The organism is Opitutaceae bacterium TAV5 (assembly GCA_000242935.3).
GTDB lineage: Bacteria > Verrucomicrobiota > Verrucomicrobiia > Opitutales > Opitutaceae > Geminisphaera.
In genome coordinates this window covers 6294262-6313825 of sequence record CP007053.1, presented here as the reverse complement: position 1 = coordinate 6313825, position 19564 = coordinate 6294262, and the positions used below count along the sequence as shown (strand labels likewise).

General features: G+C 62.5%; 18 protein-coding genes. 6 read left to right on the top strand and 12 right to left on the bottom strand.

The window, feature by feature from the left end:
• Positions 1 to 560: 560 nt before the first annotated feature.
• The 4 genes from OPIT5_26705 to OPIT5_26690 are packed head-to-tail and all read right to left on the bottom strand — an operon-like array spanning position 561 to position 3679.
• On the bottom strand, positions 561 to 1283 hold the full coding sequence (locus OPIT5_26705; GenBank protein AHF93276.1) for an ABC transporter: 723 nt from the start codon (positions 1281 to 1283) through the stop codon (positions 561 to 563).
• Positions 1284 to 1325: 42 nt separating this feature from the next.
• The gene (locus tag OPIT5_26700; protein ID AHF93275.1) at positions 1326 to 2123 is read right to left on the bottom strand and encodes an ABC transporter; all 798 of its coding nucleotides are present in this window, start codon (positions 2121 to 2123) and stop codon (positions 1326 to 1328) included.
• An 18-nt stretch (positions 2124 to 2141) separates the two neighbouring features.
• Complete coding sequence (locus OPIT5_26695; protein AHF93274.1) at positions 2142 to 3164, bottom strand: dTDP-glucose 4,6-dehydratase; 1023 nt, start codon at positions 3162 to 3164, stop codon at positions 2142 to 2144.
• Complete coding sequence (locus OPIT5_26690; GenBank protein ID AHF93273.1) at positions 3161 to 3679, bottom strand: transcriptional regulator; 519 nt, start codon at positions 3677 to 3679, stop codon at positions 3161 to 3163. Before OPIT5_26690 ends, OPIT5_26695 begins: the two co-directional genes overlap by 4 nt.
• A 468-nt stretch (positions 3680 to 4147) precedes the next feature.
• Between OPIT5_26690 and OPIT5_26685 the strand changes: the two genes are divergently transcribed.
• From OPIT5_26685 to OPIT5_26655, 6 genes are all read left to right on the top strand, one after another.
• Complete coding sequence (locus tag OPIT5_26685; GenBank protein ID AHF93272.1) at positions 4148 to 4804, top strand: histidine kinase; 657 nt, start codon at positions 4148 to 4150, stop codon at positions 4802 to 4804.
• A gap of 148 nt (positions 4805 to 4952) precedes the next feature.
• Positions 4953 to 6452, top strand: coding sequence for a histidine kinase (locus tag OPIT5_26680; GenBank protein ID AHF93271.1), 1500 nt, complete (start codon positions 4953 to 4955; stop codon positions 6450 to 6452).
• A gap of 825 nt (positions 6453 to 7277) precedes the next feature.
• Positions 7278 to 8315 (top strand): transposase ISSod13, encoded by a 1038-nt coding sequence (locus OPIT5_26670; protein AHF93270.1) that lies wholly within the window; start codon positions 7278 to 7280, stop codon positions 8313 to 8315.
• 86 nt (positions 8316 to 8401) lie between these two features.
• On the top strand, positions 8402 to 9166 hold the full coding sequence (locus OPIT5_26665) for a TetR family transcriptional regulator (GenBank protein ID AHF93269.1): 765 nt from the start codon (positions 8402 to 8404) through the stop codon (positions 9164 to 9166).
• Positions 9167 to 9198: 32 nt separating this feature from the next.
• The gene (locus tag OPIT5_26660; protein AHF93268.1) at positions 9199 to 10791 is read left to right on the top strand and encodes a histidine kinase; all 1593 of its coding nucleotides are present in this window, start codon (positions 9199 to 9201) and stop codon (positions 10789 to 10791) included.
• A gap of 113 nt (positions 10792 to 10904) precedes the next feature.
• The gene (locus OPIT5_26655) at positions 10905 to 11402 is read left to right on the top strand and encodes a heat-shock protein (protein ID AHF93267.1); all 498 of its coding nucleotides are present in this window, start codon (positions 10905 to 10907) and stop codon (positions 11400 to 11402) included.
• Positions 11403 to 11492: 90 nt separating this feature from the next.
• Here the strand turns inward: OPIT5_26655 and OPIT5_26650 are convergent, their stop codons facing one another.
• The 8 genes from OPIT5_26650 to OPIT5_26615 form a co-directional block, all read right to left on the bottom strand.
• Entirely contained in the window at positions 11493 to 13577 is a 2085-nt protein-coding gene (locus tag OPIT5_26650; protein ID AHF93266.1) for a ligand-gated channel, read from the bottom strand.
• Between the two features lie 27 nt (positions 13578 to 13604).
• Positions 13605 to 14393: a hypothetical protein gene (locus OPIT5_26645; GenBank protein AHF93265.1), complete on the bottom strand. Its 789-nt coding sequence runs from the start codon at positions 14391 to 14393 to the stop codon at positions 13605 to 13607.
• A gap of 309 nt (positions 14394 to 14702) precedes the next feature.
• The gene (locus tag OPIT5_26640; GenBank protein ID AHF93264.1) at positions 14703 to 15173 is read right to left on the bottom strand and encodes a hypothetical protein; all 471 of its coding nucleotides are present in this window, start codon (positions 15171 to 15173) and stop codon (positions 14703 to 14705) included.
• Between the two features lie 131 nt (positions 15174 to 15304).
• The gene (locus OPIT5_26635) at positions 15305 to 15496 is read right to left on the bottom strand and encodes a hypothetical protein (protein AHF94777.1); all 192 of its coding nucleotides are present in this window, start codon (positions 15494 to 15496) and stop codon (positions 15305 to 15307) included.
• Positions 15497 to 15507: 11 nt separating this feature from the next.
• The gene (locus OPIT5_26630; protein ID AHF93263.1) at positions 15508 to 16329 is read right to left on the bottom strand and encodes a nitroreductase; all 822 of its coding nucleotides are present in this window, start codon (positions 16327 to 16329) and stop codon (positions 15508 to 15510) included.
• Between the two features lie 12 nt (positions 16330 to 16341).
• Positions 16342 to 17412 (bottom strand): electron transporter SenC, encoded by a 1071-nt coding sequence (locus tag OPIT5_26625; protein AHF93262.1) that lies wholly within the window; start codon positions 17410 to 17412, stop codon positions 16342 to 16344.
• A 41-nt stretch (positions 17413 to 17453) separates the two neighbouring features.
• Positions 17454 to 18335, bottom strand: coding sequence for a sulfonate ABC transporter ATP-binding protein (locus tag OPIT5_26620; protein AHF93261.1), 882 nt, complete (start codon positions 18333 to 18335; stop codon positions 17454 to 17456).
• A gap of 11 nt (positions 18336 to 18346) precedes the next feature.
• On the bottom strand, positions 18347 to 19435 hold the full coding sequence (locus OPIT5_26615; GenBank protein AHF93260.1) for a nitrate ABC transporter substrate-binding protein: 1089 nt from the start codon (positions 19433 to 19435) through the stop codon (positions 18347 to 18349).
• Positions 19436 to 19564 lie beyond the last annotated feature (129 nt).

Here is a 19564-nt window from a genome sequence, read left to right as displayed (position 1 = left end):
GGGTACTCTCGAATACAGACGACGCTTTCGTCACGGATTTCCTCTTCAATCAGTATAACTCTTGTGCAAACTCCAGCATAACAAAGATTTTCTTTTTTTTCCAAAAAAGCAACTGTTTCCTGCAAGAAATCCGGATGCCATGAATCGTCGTCGTCGTGGACGACGCAGTAGGCGAAGCGCCGGGCAGGCGGAATACCTGTGACATTTTGTCTGGAATTGACCGCCATTATTGCCTTTACCGCGACATTGCTGGCCGCTTCCATCCCCAAAGAGGTTTCATTGTTGAAGAGAGTGAGTTTCCCTTGGAGTGTGGCCATATAGGGGCGCAAAGTTTCTTGTAAGATGACAGGGCAACCGCTGTCGTTGATCACGAATAGATGCCAGTCGGAAAAATTCTGATTTATAACACTACAAATTGCACGGGCAAGAAGGATGGGTCTGTCCTTTGTCCGCATGATAATTGCTACGGAAGATTCAGCAGCCTCTCGTGGCTGAAATATGTGATTTTTTGGGAACAATGATGTTGAAGTCATGTTATGAATGGAGTGTAAGGGCATGCGCTATTTTGTATATTGATGTATGTTGGCTTCGTAAAACTTGATAACTTCTGCGGGACTTCCCTCTGAAAGGATCATCCCTTTTTCAAGCCAGATGGCCCGTGTTGAAAGAGTTTTTATGTTAGCTGGCTGATGACTGATTAGGATTACCGTTCGGTTTCCGGTGAATTTCGTTTTTAAAGCCTTAGTCGATTTTTCCATGAACACCTGATCACCAACACCAAGAACCTCATCCACAAGCAGTATGTCTGGATCTATCTCCATTGCTGTTGAGAAGCCTAGGCGAACATTCATTCCTGTTGAGTAGGTGTAAACCGGATAATCAAAAAACTCACCAAGACCGGAAAAATCATGGATCGCATCTATGTGTTCCAGCATGTAAGAGCGCGTCTTGCCCATAAGCATTCCGTTCAAGATTGCATTCTCACGTCCGGTTAAAATGCCCTCAAAGCCAACGCCAAGCGAAAGCAATTCCACATGGGCGTTTGGCTTGTGAAAAATGATTTCACCCTCGTCCAGATTATAGATTTTGGTGAGGACGCGCATAAGGGTGCTTTTGCCGCTGCCATTGCGTCCGATGATGCCGAGCTTTTCGCCTTCATAGATGTCAAGGTTGAGGCTGCGTAATGCCCAGATTTCCTTTTTAGCTTTTGAAAAGATGGTTTTGGGCGGGCGATAACACACGCCGGCATTGCGTAATGATATGATGGGTTTGGCAGTTGTCATTTTAGGAGCATGTTGCAAAAAAGAGCAGGTTTTTAAGCCCCCTTAGTCATTGGTAAGCTTCAAGAGGCGCTTATCATAGCTGCGATGCAACCTCCAGGCAATCAATAACAAAATAAGGGTTGAGATGAGTGACATTGTCATGTGCTCGAAACGTGGAGGTTCATTTCGCAATATGACAGCACGGCCGGCTTCAATGAAGAAAGCTATGGGGTTAGTATAAAACCATTTCTGTAAATTGGCGGGAATTTTATTGGGATCGAAAAATATGCCGGAAATAAAAAATAACATGCGAAAAACAGAGCTTAATATGGTTTGAAAATCGTTCCAGAGTGTGACGGCTATAGAGATAGGCAAAGTGAGGGCGATGATGAAAGACAGTTGTATGAGGAAGAGAGGGGGGAGATATATCCAGTTAAGATTTGGTAGATATCCGAATGCCGCTGCCAACAGCCAGATGATCACTGAAACGCACAGGAATTTCCATGTGCTGATAAATATGGAGACGAGCGGGAAGAGATACTTGGGCAGGTTAAATTGGTTGAGGATATGAAATTTTGCCCTGATTGAACCGGAACCGGACATGACGGCGCTTTCAAACCATTGCCAGAGGATCATGCCGATAAGTATGCTGAGGATGGCATCGGGTCCCCTTTTTCCGGTAATTTGAGAATAGGCTATATAAAAAACGGCAGTACTTAGCAATGGCTCCAGAAGGAACCATAGATAGCTTAAATAACGCTGACGGGCCTCGGATTTTATGCCGGCTATGGTACGATACAGGACAATATCCCTGAATCGTTCCATAGTGTGCCAATAGTGATGATTATTCTGTTCTGACATATATATTCCCTCCACAAGTCATTTCCTGATATGTCTGCCAAGATACCAACTGACCGTCTGTTCAAGACCGGTAACAAAAATTTTCTCTGGTCCCCATTTTAATGAACGCCGGATTTTTTCGCAGTTGATGGCGTAGCGGCGGTCATGGCCGGGGCGGTCACCTACGTGTGTGATTTGCCGGGCATAAGACTGGCCATCAACGCGCGGGACTCTGGCATCGAGGAGTGCGCAAACGGTTTTTACGACATCGATATTGGTTTGTTCGTTCATGCCTCCGACATTATAGGTTTCGCCAAGACAGCTTCCTTGAAGGACAAGCCAAATGGCAGCGGTGTGGTCTTCGACATAGAGCCAATCGCGGACCTGCAAGCCATCCCCATAGAGAGGGATCGGTTTTCCCTGAAGGGCATTGAGAATTGTCAGAGGTATGAGTTTTTCCGGGTGTTGGTACGGACCATAGTTGTTGGAACAGTTAACGGTCAGGGTTGGGAGGCCATATGTCTGGTTCCAGGCGCGAACCAGATGATCACTGGCGGCCTTGCTGGCAGAGTAGGGGGAGTTGGGCGCAAAGGGTGTGTTTTCGGTAAAGGGAGGATCACCAGGCCCAAGGGTACCATAGACTTCGTCAGTGGAGATGTGCAGAAACCGGAAGGCAAAGCGACGGTTTGCGGGCAAGGCGGCATGGTGGCGACGGGCGGCCTCGAGGAGGCGCAGAGTTCCGACAACATTCGTCTGGATGAACGGCTCCGGTGAATTGATGGAGCGATCCACGTGGCTTTCGGCCGCGAAATTGATGATGGCGTCAATGTCGTAATCGGCAAGCAGTCGGGTAACGAGGGCTTCATCTCCGATGTTGCCATGTACGAAAACGTACCGCGGGTCGCCGGCAAGGTCCGCGAGATTGGCCGGATTTCCGGCGTAGGTGAGGGCGTCGAGGTTGACGAGCTTGCGCAGCGGCGAGCTTTTTTTATCCTCGATGAGGCGCTGCCGAATAAAATTGCTGCCGATAAAACCGCAGCCGCCGGTGACGAGCAGATTCATGAGTTGGTGCGGGTTTCTGCCAGCCCCTTGACCAGGGCGAGGATGGGTTCGGCTTTTTCGCGCCAGCGGTCGAGTTTTTCGAAGCGCCGGGCGAGGTGGTCGGGGCCGGATTCAGCCACGGTGGCGGCGAGGGCGGCGCGGCGGCGGCCGAGTTCCTCAAGTTGCGGCAGAACGCGGGCGTTGAGCAGGAGTTTGACCAGGATGCCCAGATCGGTCTGGAGCTGGTAATAGTCCTTCCGGCTGGCAAGCTGGTGCGCCGGCCGGATGGCACCGATGTCCAGCAACACCTTCAATCCCTGGCCGGCTCCGCTGCGGCTCAGGCCGAGTTTTTCCACAATGTCGTCGGCACTCAGCGGCTGCTCGGAAAGGAAAACAAGACCGTAGATTTCACCGACCGAGCGCGGAAAACCGAGCAGCGTCGCCACCTGCACCCAGAACGCAATCACCTCCAGGTCGAGCGGCGGGGCATCGGAAAGTGGAGGCGGTGTCGCAGCGGCCGGTGATGACGATGGCATGTTGCAGTTGTTACAGTTTTTTTTGCAAGGAATGCAAGCTGCTTTGTTCATGCCGATGACAGCGGGAAATTGGCGGCCATCATCTACCCCTTCTCTCCTCGTCGTGATCCTTCCGGACGGAGAGCGCCGTTGGCGAGCGGGAGACCAGACCGATGCTTCTGGTTGATCATCGGGCGGGTTGGTGCATCATTCCTGTCAACCGCTACCGCCTGTTCTGCCACACCGGGCGCGCATTCCGAAGTCGCTTCCGGCGCGGCAGGCTTGCTTATCCGACTCAACCGCAACCTGGACTTCTTTCTGTTCCTTCACGGATCCGACCACAACGGAACGGCTTCATTCCGGAGCCTTCCGACGCATGCCATGACGACTTCCCGCGCTTCTTCGCCACCCTCACCGTCAGATCGCGTCAGCCCGGCAACCGGCGACGCCGCATCCGCTACGGCGCCAGGGTATTCCCGACCCATCACCGTGGCGATTGCCGATGATCATCGCGTGGTGCGTCAGGGCATCGAGGCCCTGCTCCGGATGTGCCCGGATATGGAATACGTCGGCGGCGCCAGCGACGGCGCGGAGGCGAAGGAACTGGTCGCCCGCGTCCGGCCCGACGTGCTGGTCTCCGACCTGAGCATGCCCGGCAGCACGGGGGCAGGGTTTCTGCGAAGTCTGCGCAAGGAGTTTCCCGCTACACGTGTCGTTGTGCTGACGATGCACGCGACGCCCCTGGCGATGCAGGATGCGTTTGATGCCGGGGCCTGCGCCTTTGTCGCCAAGGACGACGCCTTCGATGCGCTCGCGTCCATCATCCGCCGCGTCTGTCAGGGCGAGGAATTTCTTTTCAGCCGGACGATGGAGACGGCGGCCGGAGCGTCTCCGAAAACACCGCGACTCGCTCCGCGCGAACGCGAGGTGTTGCAGGGCATCACACGCGGACTCTCGACCAAGGAAATCGGAGCGCAACTGTTTCTCAGCCCCAAGACGGTGGAGGTTTACCGCACGCGTCTCATGAAAAAGTTCAACGTCACCAAGGGGACGGAACTGATCCACCTCGCGATGGCATCGGGCATCGTACCGATGACTCCCTCGTCGCAACCCTCGCAGTCTCCGGTGTCGTCGCCGGGAGCCTGACGTCGCGACCGCGCGCCCTGTCGTGTCTTCCGTGATACCGAAAGTCATTCCCGCTCCGTTTCCACCGGTCTCCGGCCAGCCCGTCCTGATCGAGTGGCGATGGCAACTGGCCGTCACGCTCGTTTCCTTCGTGGTGGTCGCCGGATCGCTGCTGGTGCAGCAGGTGGCGGGGTTCGAACGCAGTCTGTTTTTCTGGCCGCCCGGCGGCATCACGCTGGGGATTTTTCTGCTCCGGGGGCGGCGTCTGTTTCCGGGCGTGCTGGCGGGACACCTGGCGGGGTACCTGTGCTGGCTTGATCCGCTCCTGGCCCTGCTGTGCGCGGCCATCGGCACGGCGCACGCCGCGCTGGGTTGCACGCTGATCCGGTGGGCCTGGCCACGCGGGCCTCGCTACGTCCCGAGCACGCGGTTTTTTGCGATCATGATCGTGGCCGGCGCCTTGATCCCGGCAACGCTGACCGCCTGGCCGGCCTGGTATTTCATCGAACAGCACCTCCATCCCGGCATCGGTTTCCGGGCGGGTTTTCTGGAGTGGTGGATGGGCGATTGCGCCAGCGTCATCGTGTTTACGCCGGCGGTGCTGCTGCTCCGGCCCTCGTTTCGCGAGAACGGCTGGCGTTCGGTGAAATCGATGCTCTGGGCGCTGGGCCAGATCGCGTTGTGTGTCTATGTGGCGTGGCTGGTGCTGAGCGAGGGCGGGCCGCGCCCGATCATGGCCATCACGGTGCTGATCGTGCTCGGCTGCGTGATCGCGTTGCGATGCGGGGTGATCGGGGCGATCTTTTCCAATATGGCCTTGCTGGTCGTGGCGGCAGCCATCCAGGCAGGTTTTCCGGGCGGCCCGGGCACCGCCGGGGTTGCCGGAATGCAGACGGAGTTCGATGCGATCATCTTCGAAGCGACGGCCATCTGCCTGCTGGTGGCGGGCGGTTTTTACGACTACTGGCGCGCGGACAGGGAACTGCACAGGGTGTCGTCCCGCGTGCTCAAGGCTCAGGAAATCGAGCGCCGCCGCCTCTCCTCCGATCTGCACGACGGCGCCAGCCAGGCGATTTTCGGCGCCATCATGCGGCTGCGCCTCGCCGCCAGCGGAGCAGGGGAGGGACGTGCGGGCGGCGCGTCGCCGGAGTCGGAGATGGAGGCGGTGGCCAGCGATCTTTCCGCCGCGCTCAAGGACTTGCGCCGCACGGTCGCGGGTCTGCGGCCCGAGATGCTCGACCGGAGCGCTTTTGCCGATGTGCTGGCGGATTATTGCGCGCAGATCGAGGAACGTTCGGAGGCGGACGTGCTCTTTTCGGACGAAACCGGCGGCGAGGCCGAACGGCTGCCGCTCGAGGTGCGCGAACACCTGTTTCGCCTCGTGCAGGAGGCGGTGTCCAACGCCCTGCAGCACGGCAAGGCTTCGGTCGTGGAAGTGACGCTGTCGCTGTCAAACCGGCACCCGGGCTGGCTGCGAATGCGGATTACGGACAACGGCAGCGGCTTCGATCTCGCGGTGGACGAGACAAAGGATCGCCTGCACCTGGGCCTGCGCACGATGGAGGAGCGGGCACTGCTGGTCGGAGGATCGCTGCGGATCGATTCGAGCCCGGGCCGCGGAACCGTCGTCACGGTCAAGGTGCCGCTGACGGCGCCCGCGCAGGCGTAGGCGCCCGCCCTCGCGGCCGGCCGGAAGCGTGAGGAAAGTCCCCTGGACCGGCGGCGGCCTCTCCTTCGTGAAAAACCGTCAAAAGACCAATCGGTAACACGCAGGTGAGGAGCCGGTTATTGCAACCGGCCGGTCGGAAATCGGTTCCGTTCCGGCATCAGCCAGCCGACCGTGCGGCCGGTGAGGATCAGGACATTGCCCAACTGGCTGCATCCCGTGAAGGAGCCTACACTCTCCGGTGTCCCGATCGGCAGGCCGCCGTCAGGGACAACGATACCATGACCACACTCACCTCCCCGATCCGAACCACAGCCTTCCGCCGCGCCGGAAGCCGCCGGCAGTTGCCCGCCCGAGGGGACGGTGACGGTGCGGCGCACAGCCTTCCCGGAAATGCGGGGAACGATGCAGCGACCGTTGTGCAACCTCCTTATACAACTATGCCATGCGCCATTATGCATACGAATGTATGGATATTGTCCAAGTGTGTAATCATTGTTCGTCCGCATTCTGATATGTCGAGGTCCGGGCCTGGGTCGATGTCACTATTCTCCGCCGGTTATCCGTAATTTGTGTGACTTAACTTACTTAACAAAAGGTACTTGTTGTTTTGTAGGGTATTTACCCGACTGGAACTGTGAGTGATATAATGGTAGCATGAATCTTCCCTCCGAGTGATCGCCTCCCTTGTTATATCCATCCGATCCCGTGAATCCCGGTGCCGTTGCCGCCGCGTTGCGCCTGACCGCAGGTCCGCATCAGCGAGGCGCGCACCGTCTTTCCCTGCGATCTCCCTCCATTTCCCGTTTGCCAGATTCCTTTTTTCCCATGCCAGAAGACCCGCACCCTACACCGCCGCCACCGCATGACGGTTTTCCGCAGTCGTCCTCGTTCGTTGACCGGTTCATCGAATCGGTGCGGCAACCCTCTGCCGCGCGGTCGCGCCGGCCCAGGCCGACCCCGCCGGAGATCGTGGCTTTCATTATCGAAACCGTTGCGAACGTCCCGCACCAGTCGCTCGAGTCCATCCGGGGGGAGATCCGGGCGCGGCATGGCGTCGCGATCTCGCGCAACACGGTGGCGAAGATCATCGAGAACCATGGAATGCAGGGCGGGCTCCAGAGGGATTATCTCGAATGGCTCGAGCGCGAGTGGATGGACGGAAAACGCGAACCGGCCGCGCCGGAGTGGGCGAAGCTGGAGCGTTTCAACCCGGCCTTGCGTGAACGTCACGAGGAGAGCACGCGGCCGGGCGAGAGGGTTTGCCAGGCTCATTTCCCGATCGCCCGGCTGGCCGGCTCCGGATGGGTGCATGCCCATATCGCGATCGATACGTTCAGCGGCTATGTCACGGGCGGGCTGTATGCCGGAGCGACGACACGCGAAGCCATCGGCCTGCTTCACGATCATGTGTTGCCCTGGTACGCGCGCCAGGGCACGCCCGTGGGGGCCGTGCTGACGACGCGCGACAGCATCTACGGGCGCACGGAGAGTCATCCGTTCCCGGCCTACCTGACGACATGCGGAATCCGGCATCGCCAGCGGTCGGCACTCCACGCCAACGGCTTCGTCGAACAGTTCAGCCGGATTCTCATCCGGGATTTCCGGCTGCCGCTCAATGTGCGCCTGGGCGGGTCCGCGTACTCCGGCAGTCCGGCGGCGGCGGGAATGGCCCCGCTGGCGGACGACTTTGTGAAGTGGCTCCACCACTACAACTGCAAGCGCCCCTCGCCGGGCTATCGCAACGGCGGCGCCACTCCGTGGTCTCGCCTGCACCTCCGGGCGGAAGAGAATGCCGGTTTGCAGAAAACAGCCGGAATGCCCGCGCTCGAGGCAACCGGTTCGCCGTCGCCCGCCGCCGGATAGATGGCCGGCCTCATCCGTAAAAAATCATGCTTCCCCCGCGAAGGAGTGCGGGGCGGGGCGACCAGGCTCCTTCGCCTCCAGATCTCATGACTCAACCGAAAGACAAAACCATCAGCCGTGCGCCGTGGATCAACCGTTCCGGCCAGCGTTCGCGCGAGAAAATCCTGGAGGCGGCGAGTGCAGTGTTTGCCCGGAAAGGTTTCGCCGACGCCAGCATCCGTGACATCGCGAAGGAGGCGGATGTCGTCTTCGCATCGCTGTTCCACCATTTCCGTTCCAAGGAGCGGCTGTTTGTCGAGGTGGTTCGCAATTACCTCGTCGAGACCCCGCGACTCGACCGGTTTTTCGACCCGCTTTTTGCGCTCGGCGAGACACCCTCGCCCCGCGAGATTTCCGACGCCCTGCATGCCTCCGTGAAGAATCTGATGTTCCTCATCCACGGACCGGAGCGACTGCCGGCGATCAATGGCCTGTTGTTGCGGGTTTTTGCCGACGGGCTGGAAGAGGCGCAACTCATGGTGCTGGAGCATTTCGCCCCCCTGCAGCATCGTGTCGCGGAGCTGCTGGCACGGCTTTGCCCCGATCGTCCGGAGCACGACATGGAGGCGTGGTTTTCCCTGTTCTGGGCGCAGGTTTTTTATCCGGTCACGACGCGAAACCTGCGGCTGCTCGACCGCGGGTGGGCTTCGTATCCGGTGGAATGGATCCTGCACGCCTCGCACCGGATCGCCTGGTACCAGTGCCTTCCGCTTGGTCTGCCCGAGCCTGCCGGGCGGGTGGAGATGCCGGTCGGGGATTCCGTCAAGACAAGGGCCGCGGCGAAAGCCGCCCGGGACGGGGAAAGCCGATGAGAGAGGCCGCCGCGAGGAAAGGAGGAGACTGAATGCCAAACCGCGGTCTGCGTTCTCCCCTGCCGCCGTCCACGCCCGCCGGGCATCTGTGTGCGGGTCTCGTTTCGCTGGTCGTCACCTTTGCCTGCGTATGGCTGAGCATCTTTATCAGCAGGACGGCTCTTTCCGGCGGCGAGCGGAGCTGGGCGGCCGTTTTCTGGCCGGAGACCGGCTGCTCGATCGCGCTGCTTCTTCTCTACGGGTTGCGCCAGGCTCCGGCCATCTACCTGGGGCACGTGCTGGCGCTCGTCTGCTTTTTCCCGCTGTCGGTTCACCCGACGGTCGGCATCGAATCCACGATTCATGCGGTGGTTTCTGCCTGGATCATCCGCCGTTTTTTCCCGGCCTGGACGATCCTGCCAAGCGTGCGTTTCGACATCACCCTGATCGGTGTGGGCGGCGGCCTCGTCGGGCTGCCGTTTGCCGTTTTCTGCTGTTACAAGTGGGAGGGAGTGCTGCCTGCGACCGATTTTTTCTGGCAAAAGGTCCTCATCTGGTGGCTGGGCGAGACGGCCAGCGTGGTGGCGTTCACACCGCTGGTGCTGATGATCTGCATGGCCGAGGTCCGGGCCGAGCGGCGGCGCGCGGGCGAGTATCTGGCCTACCTTGCGATGTTGATGACAGGCGCGTGGCTGACTTTCACTTTCGAGCGAAACGGAGAACCGGTCGCGCCCGGCATTCTCGTGATGGCCGCAGCCTCTGTCATGATCGGCCTGCGCAACGGCACGGCGGCCGCGGTGATCTCCAATTGCCTTTTCTACACGAGCATCGCCGGGGGCCATGTGATCCAGGCGTCGTTCGCCGGCATCGCGCCCACGGCCGATCAGGTCATCATCGGACACTGCCTTTTGCTCAACCTGATGGCGACGACGCTCCTTGTCGCCTCGGGCAACTTTAACCAGCGCCGGGCCGAGAACGAGTTGCGCGGTGTTTCCACCCGCGTGCTCAACGCCCAGGAAGCCGAGCGCCGCCGCCTCTCGCGCGACCTCCACGACAGCGTCTGCCAGACCGTCCAGGCCGTCGTTTTGCAGATGAAAATGCTCCAGCACGTCGAAGCGCTCGATTTCGACCGGCACATCCAGCCGTGTATCGCGGAGCTCGGTGTAGCTGTGGACGAACTGCGCCAGAACATCGACGGATTGCGGCCCGAACTGCTCGACCGGAACGATTTTTCCGGTGTTGCCCGGGATCATTGCGCCGCGTTCGCGGGCCGGCACCGCATCGAGGTGGAGGTATGCGCCGATGAAGATTTGCCGATCCTGCCGGTCGCGGTGCGCGAGCATCTTTTCCGGGTGTTGCAGGAGGCGCTCGCCAACGCCGTGACGCACGGCAGGGCGAAGCACATCCGGGTAAGCCTGCGTTGCGAGGCCGGCGTATTCGTTTTTTCGGTGAAGGACGACGGGCGGGGTTTCGACAGCGCCTGCCAGCGCGCAAGCCGTCCCCGGTATGGACTCCGGACCATGCAGGAACGGGCCTTCCTGACGGGCGGCGAGCTCGCCGTCGAATCGACACCCGGAGCCGGCACGCACGTGACGCTGCGGATTCCCGTCAAGGCCCTGACTGCCGCCACGGAGGGAGATCCATGAGCGGAAAATCCGGATTTGTCATCGATTAACAACTACAGGTCACCGATTTTCAATTTCCCCGACTTTACCGCCAGTCATTGGACAATGAATGAAATCCGAATAAAAATAACATCATGAACCCGACAAAATTGCTCACCTTCCCGCTTCTCGCCCTCGCTCTGGCGCTTCCGTTTTCCGGCTGCCGGTCATCCGGCGCCGGCGCCCTCACGTCCCCCGCTGCCGCTGGCGCGGCGGCTCCCGAAGAATCCGCGACTACGGAAGAAACGCTGGCACAAATCGCCGGCCGGTCATGGAAACTCGATCAATGGGTTTCTGCCGATGGCAGCACCCGTGATCCCGGCCCGATCACGTTCACGATCGGTGAAGGCAACCGGATCGGCGGCATGGCTGGCGTCAACCGCTACATGGGCGTCGCCCGGCTGACGGAAGCCGGTGCTCTCGATCTCACGCAGGGGTTGGTCACCACGATGATGGCGGGTCTGCCCGAGGCGATGGAACGCGAACGGGATTATCTCGCCGATCTGAAGCAGGTGAACGAAGTGCGGCTGGAGGACGACCGCCTCGTTCTCGCCGGCAACGGCGTGCGGCTGGAATTCGCCGCCGCCAGGTGAACGGACCGGTTTTTTGACCACGGATTTCACTGACAAAATCCGTGGTCAGGAGCGAACACGGCGGAAGAGATGCAGGATGCGTTTCCCGTCTCACCAGCGATATTCGAGCCCGGCGTAGACGCTGCGGCCGTCGCCGGGCAGGAACTGTGCCTGGTCGACGCCGCCGGCATCCTCGATCACGCCGGTGGTCGCGGCGTAGCGTTTGTCGGTGAGGTTGCGGGCTTCGACAAACCAGGAGATGCCGTGCTCCTGGCGGCGACCGAGGCGGAAGCCCACGATGGCATACGGATCGGCAGAGAGGGTGTTGCGCTGGTCGATCCAGGTTTTTTCGGGCACCCATTCGACCGTCGGTCCGGCGTACCAGCCGGCGCGGTGCCGCCAGAGGAGCTGGCCGCGGATGAGTTGCGGGGGCAGGCCGGCGAGGGTGTTGTTGCCATAAACGGCATCGTCATCGAAACGGAACCGGCCCCACGTCCAGGCAAGCGAGGCAACGAGGCGGTTGTCGGGATTGTCGCTCCAGCGGGAGCCGAGAAGATCCACGTCGAGTCCGGCCTCGACGCCGGCGTGCGTGGTGCGGTCGGCGTTGACGGTGGTGGTGAGCGAGGTGACCGGATCGGCGAGCGTGAGGAGTTCGTTCTTCACCTCCGCGTAGTAGAGCGACACGTCCCAGCGGACGGGCCCGCGGGTGCCGCGGGTGCCGAGTTCGAGGGTGCGGGCAGTCTGCGCGTCGCGGGCGGTGTCGTTGGTCACGGTCTCGCTGAACGAGGGCGGTTCGTAGCTGCCCGAGGCGTTGAGGTAGAATTGCAGGCTTGCGCCGGGCTCCGCGAGCGCAGCATCCCGGCGCAGGCCGAGTTTCGGCGAGATGCGATGGTAATCGAGATCGTAACCGGAGCCTGCGCCGGCGAGCTGGTCGTTTTCGCGGCGGTTCCATGAGGCGTTGGCGCCGGCGACGAGCGTGAAGCCGCCGCCGAGCGCGAACTGGTCCTCGGCGAAGCCTTCGACATTGGTGGCGGTCTGGTTGGCTTTGGCGAGAAGCGCGCCACGGCGGCCGGCGTTGTTGACGTAATTGGCGGCGTTGATCTCGCCGCGGGTGAAGAGCACGCCGCCCCGGAGCCGGTTGTCGCGGCCGAAAAGGTCGCTTGTATTTTCGAAGTTGATACCGAGGGCGGCATCATTGGAGAGCTGGTCGATGACCTGGTAGATCGGATGATCGAGGTCCTTGTACGTCCATGCGCCGGTGAGCGTCCAGGTGGTGTCGCCGGTGCGCACGGTGGTGACGCTGGCGGCGCGGAGCAGGTCGTAGTCGCGATGCTGGTCCTGCGCGACGTTGGCGGCGGCGGCCTGGCGGGGATCGGTTTCGAGCTGGGCCTTGGTGAGGTTGCCGGGAAGCTCGGAATCGGTGCGGACCGCGGTGAGGAAGAGGCGCGTTTCGGCAACGTCGGAAAACTGCCAGCCGGCGTTGGCGAAAACACGCTGGTTGTTCTGGTCGGCGTGGCGGCGGAAACCGTCCTGTGTCTGTTCGGTGAACGAGGCGTAGGCGTCGGCGCGGCCGTCGGCGGTGACGCCGCCGCCGGCGAACGTGGCGCGGAGATAATCCCACGAGCCGAGTTCGAGCCGGCCGAAGAGGGCGGGGGAGGTGCGGCCGGTGAGGGAGACGTAGTCGATGGCGCCGCCGAGCGTGGACGAGCCGTACGCGAGAGCGTTGGCCCCGCGCCAGACGTTGATCCAGGCGGCGGCGGTCGGTTCGAGCGACTGCATGTCGAAACTGCCGTCGGCGAGGTTGACGGGCACGCCGTCCTGGAGGACGCGGATGCCGCGGCCGTGGAAGGTGCGCTGGAGGCCGGAGCCGCGGATGGAGAGGCGGGCTTCGTCGGAACCGAACCGCGACTGCGCGAACACGCCGGGCGCGAATGCGAAGGTGTCGGCGACCGTGGAGGAGCGGCCGATCAGGTAGCTGGCCGGATCGATGACTTCGGTGCCCCCGGGCGTGAGCGCGAGTCCGGCTCTGGCGGCGTCGAGCGTGCCGACCGTGAGCGAGGCGGGCCGGTCGGCGGTGACGTTGACGTCATCCAGTTTGACCGGCGCGGCGCTGGTGGCATCGGTGCCGGGTGCGGGCTCGGCGAGCAGGGATGCTGCCGGAAGGAGAAAGAGAAGGAGCGAACGGGAAAAGGACATGGGAATGCGATGGATGTGGTTGAAAAATCAGCGGGTGGTCGTGCCGTGGCTCCCGGAGTGCGGGTGATGCGTGGCGGCGGGGGCATCGCCCGCGGGCGGGGCGATCCGGAGAGTGACGGCGACGCCGTAGCCGCTCCCGGAGTTTTCGCGGTGGGCGTGATCGGCCCCGCCGACAAAAAGCGTGTAGCTGCCGGCGGGGAGTTGCCAGGAGCCGGAGACCTGGCCGTCGGCCGTGCCGTCGCCGGTCGCTCCGGAACCTTCGCCGAGATTGGCCGGGCCGCCGTCGGCCGCGTAGCCGATGAAGGCGAGAGTCGAGAGCGCGGCAAAATCGAAGGAACCGTTGGTGGCGGTGGCAGCGTCGTTGCCGATCCGGAATGACCGGAGTGCGTCGAACGCGCCGTGTTTCGGCTGCGTGCCGCCGAGGGAGGCGAGCCAGGCGAGCGTCACGGAAGAGCCATCGTAGTCCAGCGGATCGGGCGGGAGGTGCGGGAGCCCGGCGTAGAGTGAGAAGCCGGGCAGCAGGCCGCCGGCGGACTGGTCGGTGGCGGCGGCGTGAGCCGAAACCGTGATCGTGACGGCAGCGGGCGCGGCCAGCGTGAAACGATAAGGGCGGACCTTGTGGGAGTCGGCGAGCGTTTCGAACGTGCCGTCGGCCCAGCCGGAGTTGTTGGCGACGGTCTGGTTGTCGATGATGACGGATACGGTCGAAGTGCCGTCGAAGGAGCCGAGATCGCGGCCTCTGAAGCTGAGGTGAGCCGAAGCCGGAAGGGCGGTGGCGAGAAGGATGAGTGTAGAGAAGAAAAATGGAGGTTTCATAAAAAACGGGTGGATTGTGCGAGGAGTGCACGGAAATGCGCAGCGCGCGGCGTGCAGCCGCGGCAGGCGTACGAGAGAGCGGCCGAGCTGTCTGACGCCGGAAGAATGCCGGGGGGTGTAACTCAAAGTGGTGTCAACGCAGCGAAGGATTCCGAAACCCGGAGGCGCCTGGGCTCCGGTGTAGGGGCGCACTTCACGTGCGCCCGTTGATGGTCATCGGAGCTTCGTCCCGCGAACGGGCGCACGTGAAGTGCGCCCCTACACCGGCGTTGATACAATTTTGAGTTACACCCGAATGCCGGAGGCGGCTCAGGCTCGTGGCGGGGGCACGGGGACGGGGTAGGCGGGGATGGCCGGTTCGTGTATCACGGATCCGGGCCAGCTGTCGGCGGCCGGCGCGTCAGGCGCGCTCAGCGGAGCCGGGGAAAGAGCGAGAAGGATTTTGCCGTCGGCGTGCTTGCCGATGGCGCCGGCGCCGGACGTCGAGGCAGGGTCCTGGTCCTGGGCTTTTTTGCCGGCGGTGACGACATTGCAGATATCGCAAGGCGCGTTGCCGCTGAACGTGAGCAGGAGCGCCTCGGTGACCGGCATGTCCTGCGAGTAGCTGATCACCATGCGAGCCCATGCGAAGGTTTGCACGAGATCCCAGTGCGAGCCGGTGGCCACCAGCCACGCCGCGAGCACGGCGACGAGCGAGAGCTTGCGGCCCAGGTCCGCGCGCCAGCGCCGCGCGAGGATGCGCAGGAAGTGGCGGCGGCGTTGTGGACGGTGAAGGTGCATGCGGACGTGGCAGCGCGAAGAATCGGAAAAGGGAATGCTCGCGTCGCGACCGGCAGGCGCAAGCGAAGGGATGATGCCGGGAAAACTAATAAGCCGGACTGCAGGCGGTCATGGATACGGATAACGTGGCGTTACGGAGCGGGCGGGGGGACCCGCGCCACTCCGGAATCGTTCCCGTACTCTTTCTCTTTCTCCTGATCGTTCTCCTGCTCCGGCACTCGCACGGCGCGCCGCAGCACGAGTAAGAGTACGAGAAGGAGTACGATCCGGAGAAAGAGAACGAGAATGAGAAAGAGTGGAGGCGGGCGGATCACCCGCGCCACGGTCCGGACGATCAGGGAACGGTGAAGCCGAGTTGCACGAGCGCGTCCTGGATGGGCGTGCGGCCGTTGGGAACCTCGGGAGCCTTGACGCGACCGACGGCCTGGCGGCGCCATTCCTGGATCGGGAGTTTTTGCGAGGCCTGGAACGCCTGGATCGTGGTTTCGTAGGCGTCGAGTCCGCTGCGCTCGTGCTCGGTCGAGTATTGCTCGCGGTGGAGCACGACGGTCTGCGGCAGGCGCGGTTTCACGGAGGCCGGGCGGGAAGGATCGGGTTTGCCGACGACGAGGCCGAAGAGCGGGAAGGAGCCGGCCGGGAGGTTGAGCTCGGCGGCAACCTTGTCGGGCTGGGCGCGGAGGGCGCCGATGTAAACCACGCCGAGACCGAGCGACTCGGCGGCGGCCACGGCGGACTGCGCGGCGATGGTGGTGTCGGTCACGCCGACGAGGAACGAGTCGAGCCGTTCGAGGCCGGCGGCGGGGTCGCCGATGTGATCGGCGATGCGGCGCAGGCGCGAGAGGTCGGCTACCCAGACGAGGAAGAGCGGCGCTTCGAGGATCTGTTTCTGGTTGGCGGCGAGCGCGGCGAGCCGGGCCTTGCGTTCGGGGTCCTGCACGGCGATGACGCTCCACGCCTGGATGTTGGAGGACGTGGAAGCGGACTGGGCGGCGGCGACGATCAGTTCGAGCACGCCTTCGCCGAGGGCGTCGGGCAGAAAGGCGCGCACGGAGCGGTGGTTGAGAAGCGTGGTGATCGTCTCGTTGACATAAGGCGCCACGGCGGGAGCAGCGTCGCCGTAGCGGGTTTGCAGAAGCGTATGGATGGATTGTGACATGATGGTGGAAATCTAGTGGGGCGAGGGGAGGGTGGCGACGCCGGATTTTGGCTGGAGAAGTTCGAGGAACAGGCGCGGCGTCCAGTCGCTGGTGTCGTCGCGCCGGAGGATTTTTCCTTCCGGGCTGATGAGGATCGTGGCGAGGGAATGGCGAAGGATGCCGCCTTCGAAACCGGTGACGATGCCGAGCTGTTTGAGCAGGTTCTTCACGGCCGGTTCCGGTCCGGTGAGAAAGGAAAAATTGGCAAGGTCGATGCCGTAGGTGTCGGCATATTCCTTGAGCACGCCGGGCGTGTCGTAAGCGGGATCGAGCGTGATGGAGACGAGTTCGAAGTTTTCGACATCGGCTTCGCGCGCCAGTTTCTGGGTCTGCGCCATGCGAAGGGTCGCGGCCGGGCACATGGTGGCGACGGGGCAGCGGGTGAAGATGAAGTTGATCAGCACATGCTTCCCGCGGAACCGCTCGAAGGCGACCACCTCGCCGTTCTGGTTGTAGAGCGTGAAGTCGGGCAGGGTGTCGCCCTGCTCCCGGAACGGATAGGGTTTGCGGGCGAGGGAGCGGGTGCTCTTTTCGAGCGCGGCGGCCGCTTGGTCGATGGTCGCGGTGGCGGCCGAGTCGTCGGGCCAGATCTGTTCGAGTGAATAGTCGTGACCCCGCTGCACGAGGGTGGCGCGAATGCGTCGGCCGGGTTTGGCGATGGCGAGGTCGCCGGCGCTGACCTTGAATTCCATTGTCATCGCAGGCATGAAGCCGGGGATGTCTTCATGGAGAACGAGGAGCGTGCTGCGCGCGGCGAGGATGTCGACAATCTCTCCGCGCAACGGATGCCGGACCGCGCCATCGTCCTCGTCGGCTGCGGCGGTCGGGTTTTCGGTGAGACCGGAGGGCGCGGTTTCCGCACCGGCCTCCGCGCCGGCTGCGGCGGTCGTATCCGGATCGGATGACGAACGCGAGCAGCCGGTCACGAGGCAGGCGAAAAAAACGATGACGAGCGCGGCCAGGGTGACCGGTTTCCTGTGATCCGCCCCGGGGGCCTCTTCAGGTGCGAACGGACTCCCTGCGGACGGCATGCAGGAGCGCATGCCGTTACATGTCAGGTCGTGTTGGAAACGTCGATACATCATCAGATGTTGCCGGCCAGGGAGGGGTCCTCGGCAGAGCCGGGGATTTCGATGGAGAGCAGTTCGAGCACCTCGCGCTTGAGGTCGGCGAAAGCATGGCTCACGCGATCGCGCGGGCGCGCGAGCGTAATGGGCACGATGCCTTTGACCCGTCCCGGGCGCACATCGAGGACGACGATGCGGTCGGAGAGGTAGAGCGCCTCCTCCACATCGTGGGTGATGAGGAGCATGGTCGCCTGTTCCTGCCGCCAGATGCGCAGCAGCTCGTCCTGAAGGTTGAGCCGCGTGATGGCGTCGAGCGCGCCGAGCGGTTCGTCGAGGAGGAGCACTTCGGGCCGGTTGACGAGGCCGCGGGCGATGGCGACGCGCTGGGCCATGCCGCCGGAGAGCTGGTGCGGATACGATTTTTCGAAACCGCGCAGGCCGACCAGTTCGAGGTGTTCGCGCACGGCAAGCTGGCGTTCGAGCCGGGTCAGCTTGCTGTTGATGAGGCCGAGGCTGACGTTGTCCTCGACGCTGAGCCAGGGGAGCAGACGGTGGTCCTGGAAGACGACACCGCGATCCAGGCTGGTGCCGCGCACGATTTCGCTGCCGAGGCGGATTTGTCCTTCGTAGTCGTTGTCGAGACCGACGATGTGGCGGAGAAGGGTGGACTTGCCGCAACCGCTGGCGCCGAGCAGGCTCACAAACTCGCCAGGCTCGACGGAGAACGAGACGTGATCGAGGACATGGAGCAAGGAATCCTTCAGGAGGAAGTGCTTGCTGACATCGTCGATGTACAGGGTGCGAGGCCCGCGCTGTTCGCGGGAGGCAGCGGAGCCTTTCTTGCGGGCGGAGCTGGCGACGGAAGCGGCCGGTCGGGTGAGTGTGGCGGTGGTGGACATGCGTGCGTGATTCAGAGTCCGCGCAGGGCTTCTTCGAGGAAGGCGGAGTTGGCCCAGTCCTTCACATCGAAGTCGTTCTTCAGGTAGCCGTGATCGCGGAGGAAGTTTTTCTGGAGGGTGGTGGCGGCGAGATTTTGCGGCGAGAGATTGGGGACAAAGTCGATGTCGCGGATCGCCTTCAGGATTTGCCGCGAGCAGGTGAAGAAGGTGACGCGCTTGAAGATGTCGGCGGCAGCCTCCCGGTTGGCGTTGATCCAGCGGCCGGCGCGGATCGAGGCGCGCAGGAAAGCGATGACGATTTCCGGATGCTCTTTGGCGAGCGAGGTGCTCACGGCGTTGGTGGACGGACCGTTGGCGATCTGGAGCGTCCAGTCGGGATAACGCGAGAGATCCTCGATGACGGTGAACTCGCCGGTGCGCACGAGGGTGTGCGAACGGCCGTGATTGGCGTAGATGGCGTCGATGCGGCCGTCGCGCAGCGCCTGCGCATCCTTGCCGAGGCCGTTGAAGCCGACCCGCTCGTCGCGGAGTTGCGACCAGAGTCCGGACGGTTTCGAGGCGGGCTGGAGGAAGGACGGGTCGTCGGCATCTTCGAGGTCCACGATTTCGACCTCCTGGCGCTTGAGACCGGCGAGTTCGAGGGCGAGGAGAATGCCGCGTTCGGCGGTGGCGCGGGAGAAGTCGATCTTGCCCTTGTTGAGGCTGTGGAAGAGGCCGATCTTGCGACCGCGCAGGTCGGCGACGCGGTGGATGCCGGTGCCGGCGCGGGTCACGATCTGGCCGCCGGACTGGTTGCCGGTGAGCGCGACGAGCGTGGTGTCCTCGAGATCGGCGTGCACCTGGATGGTGGGGATGGAGCCGCCATCACGGATGAGCGGATGGAGCGCGTGTGTGTAGTGCGGGAGCCAGCCGGCATTGCCGGGCAGGGAGCGCAGATAAACAGGTTTCGCGTGCACGCGGCGAAATTCGTCTTCGAGCCAGCCGAGCTCGACCGCGACGTTGGAGGCGGTGAGGACGGGGCAGATCGTGTAATACGCTTCGGTCAGACCGCGGGTGGCGGATGACGACTGGACGGGGGCGGTGAGTGTGGCGGTGCTCATGAGTGGCGGGAGTTGGCAGTTTGAATTTTGTCGTTGGAATCGGGTGGCAGGGGAGCCCGGATGAGGCGTTCGCGAGAGGCCGCGAAATGGGACGAACCGGAATGGAATCGCCGCCCGAACCGGACGCCT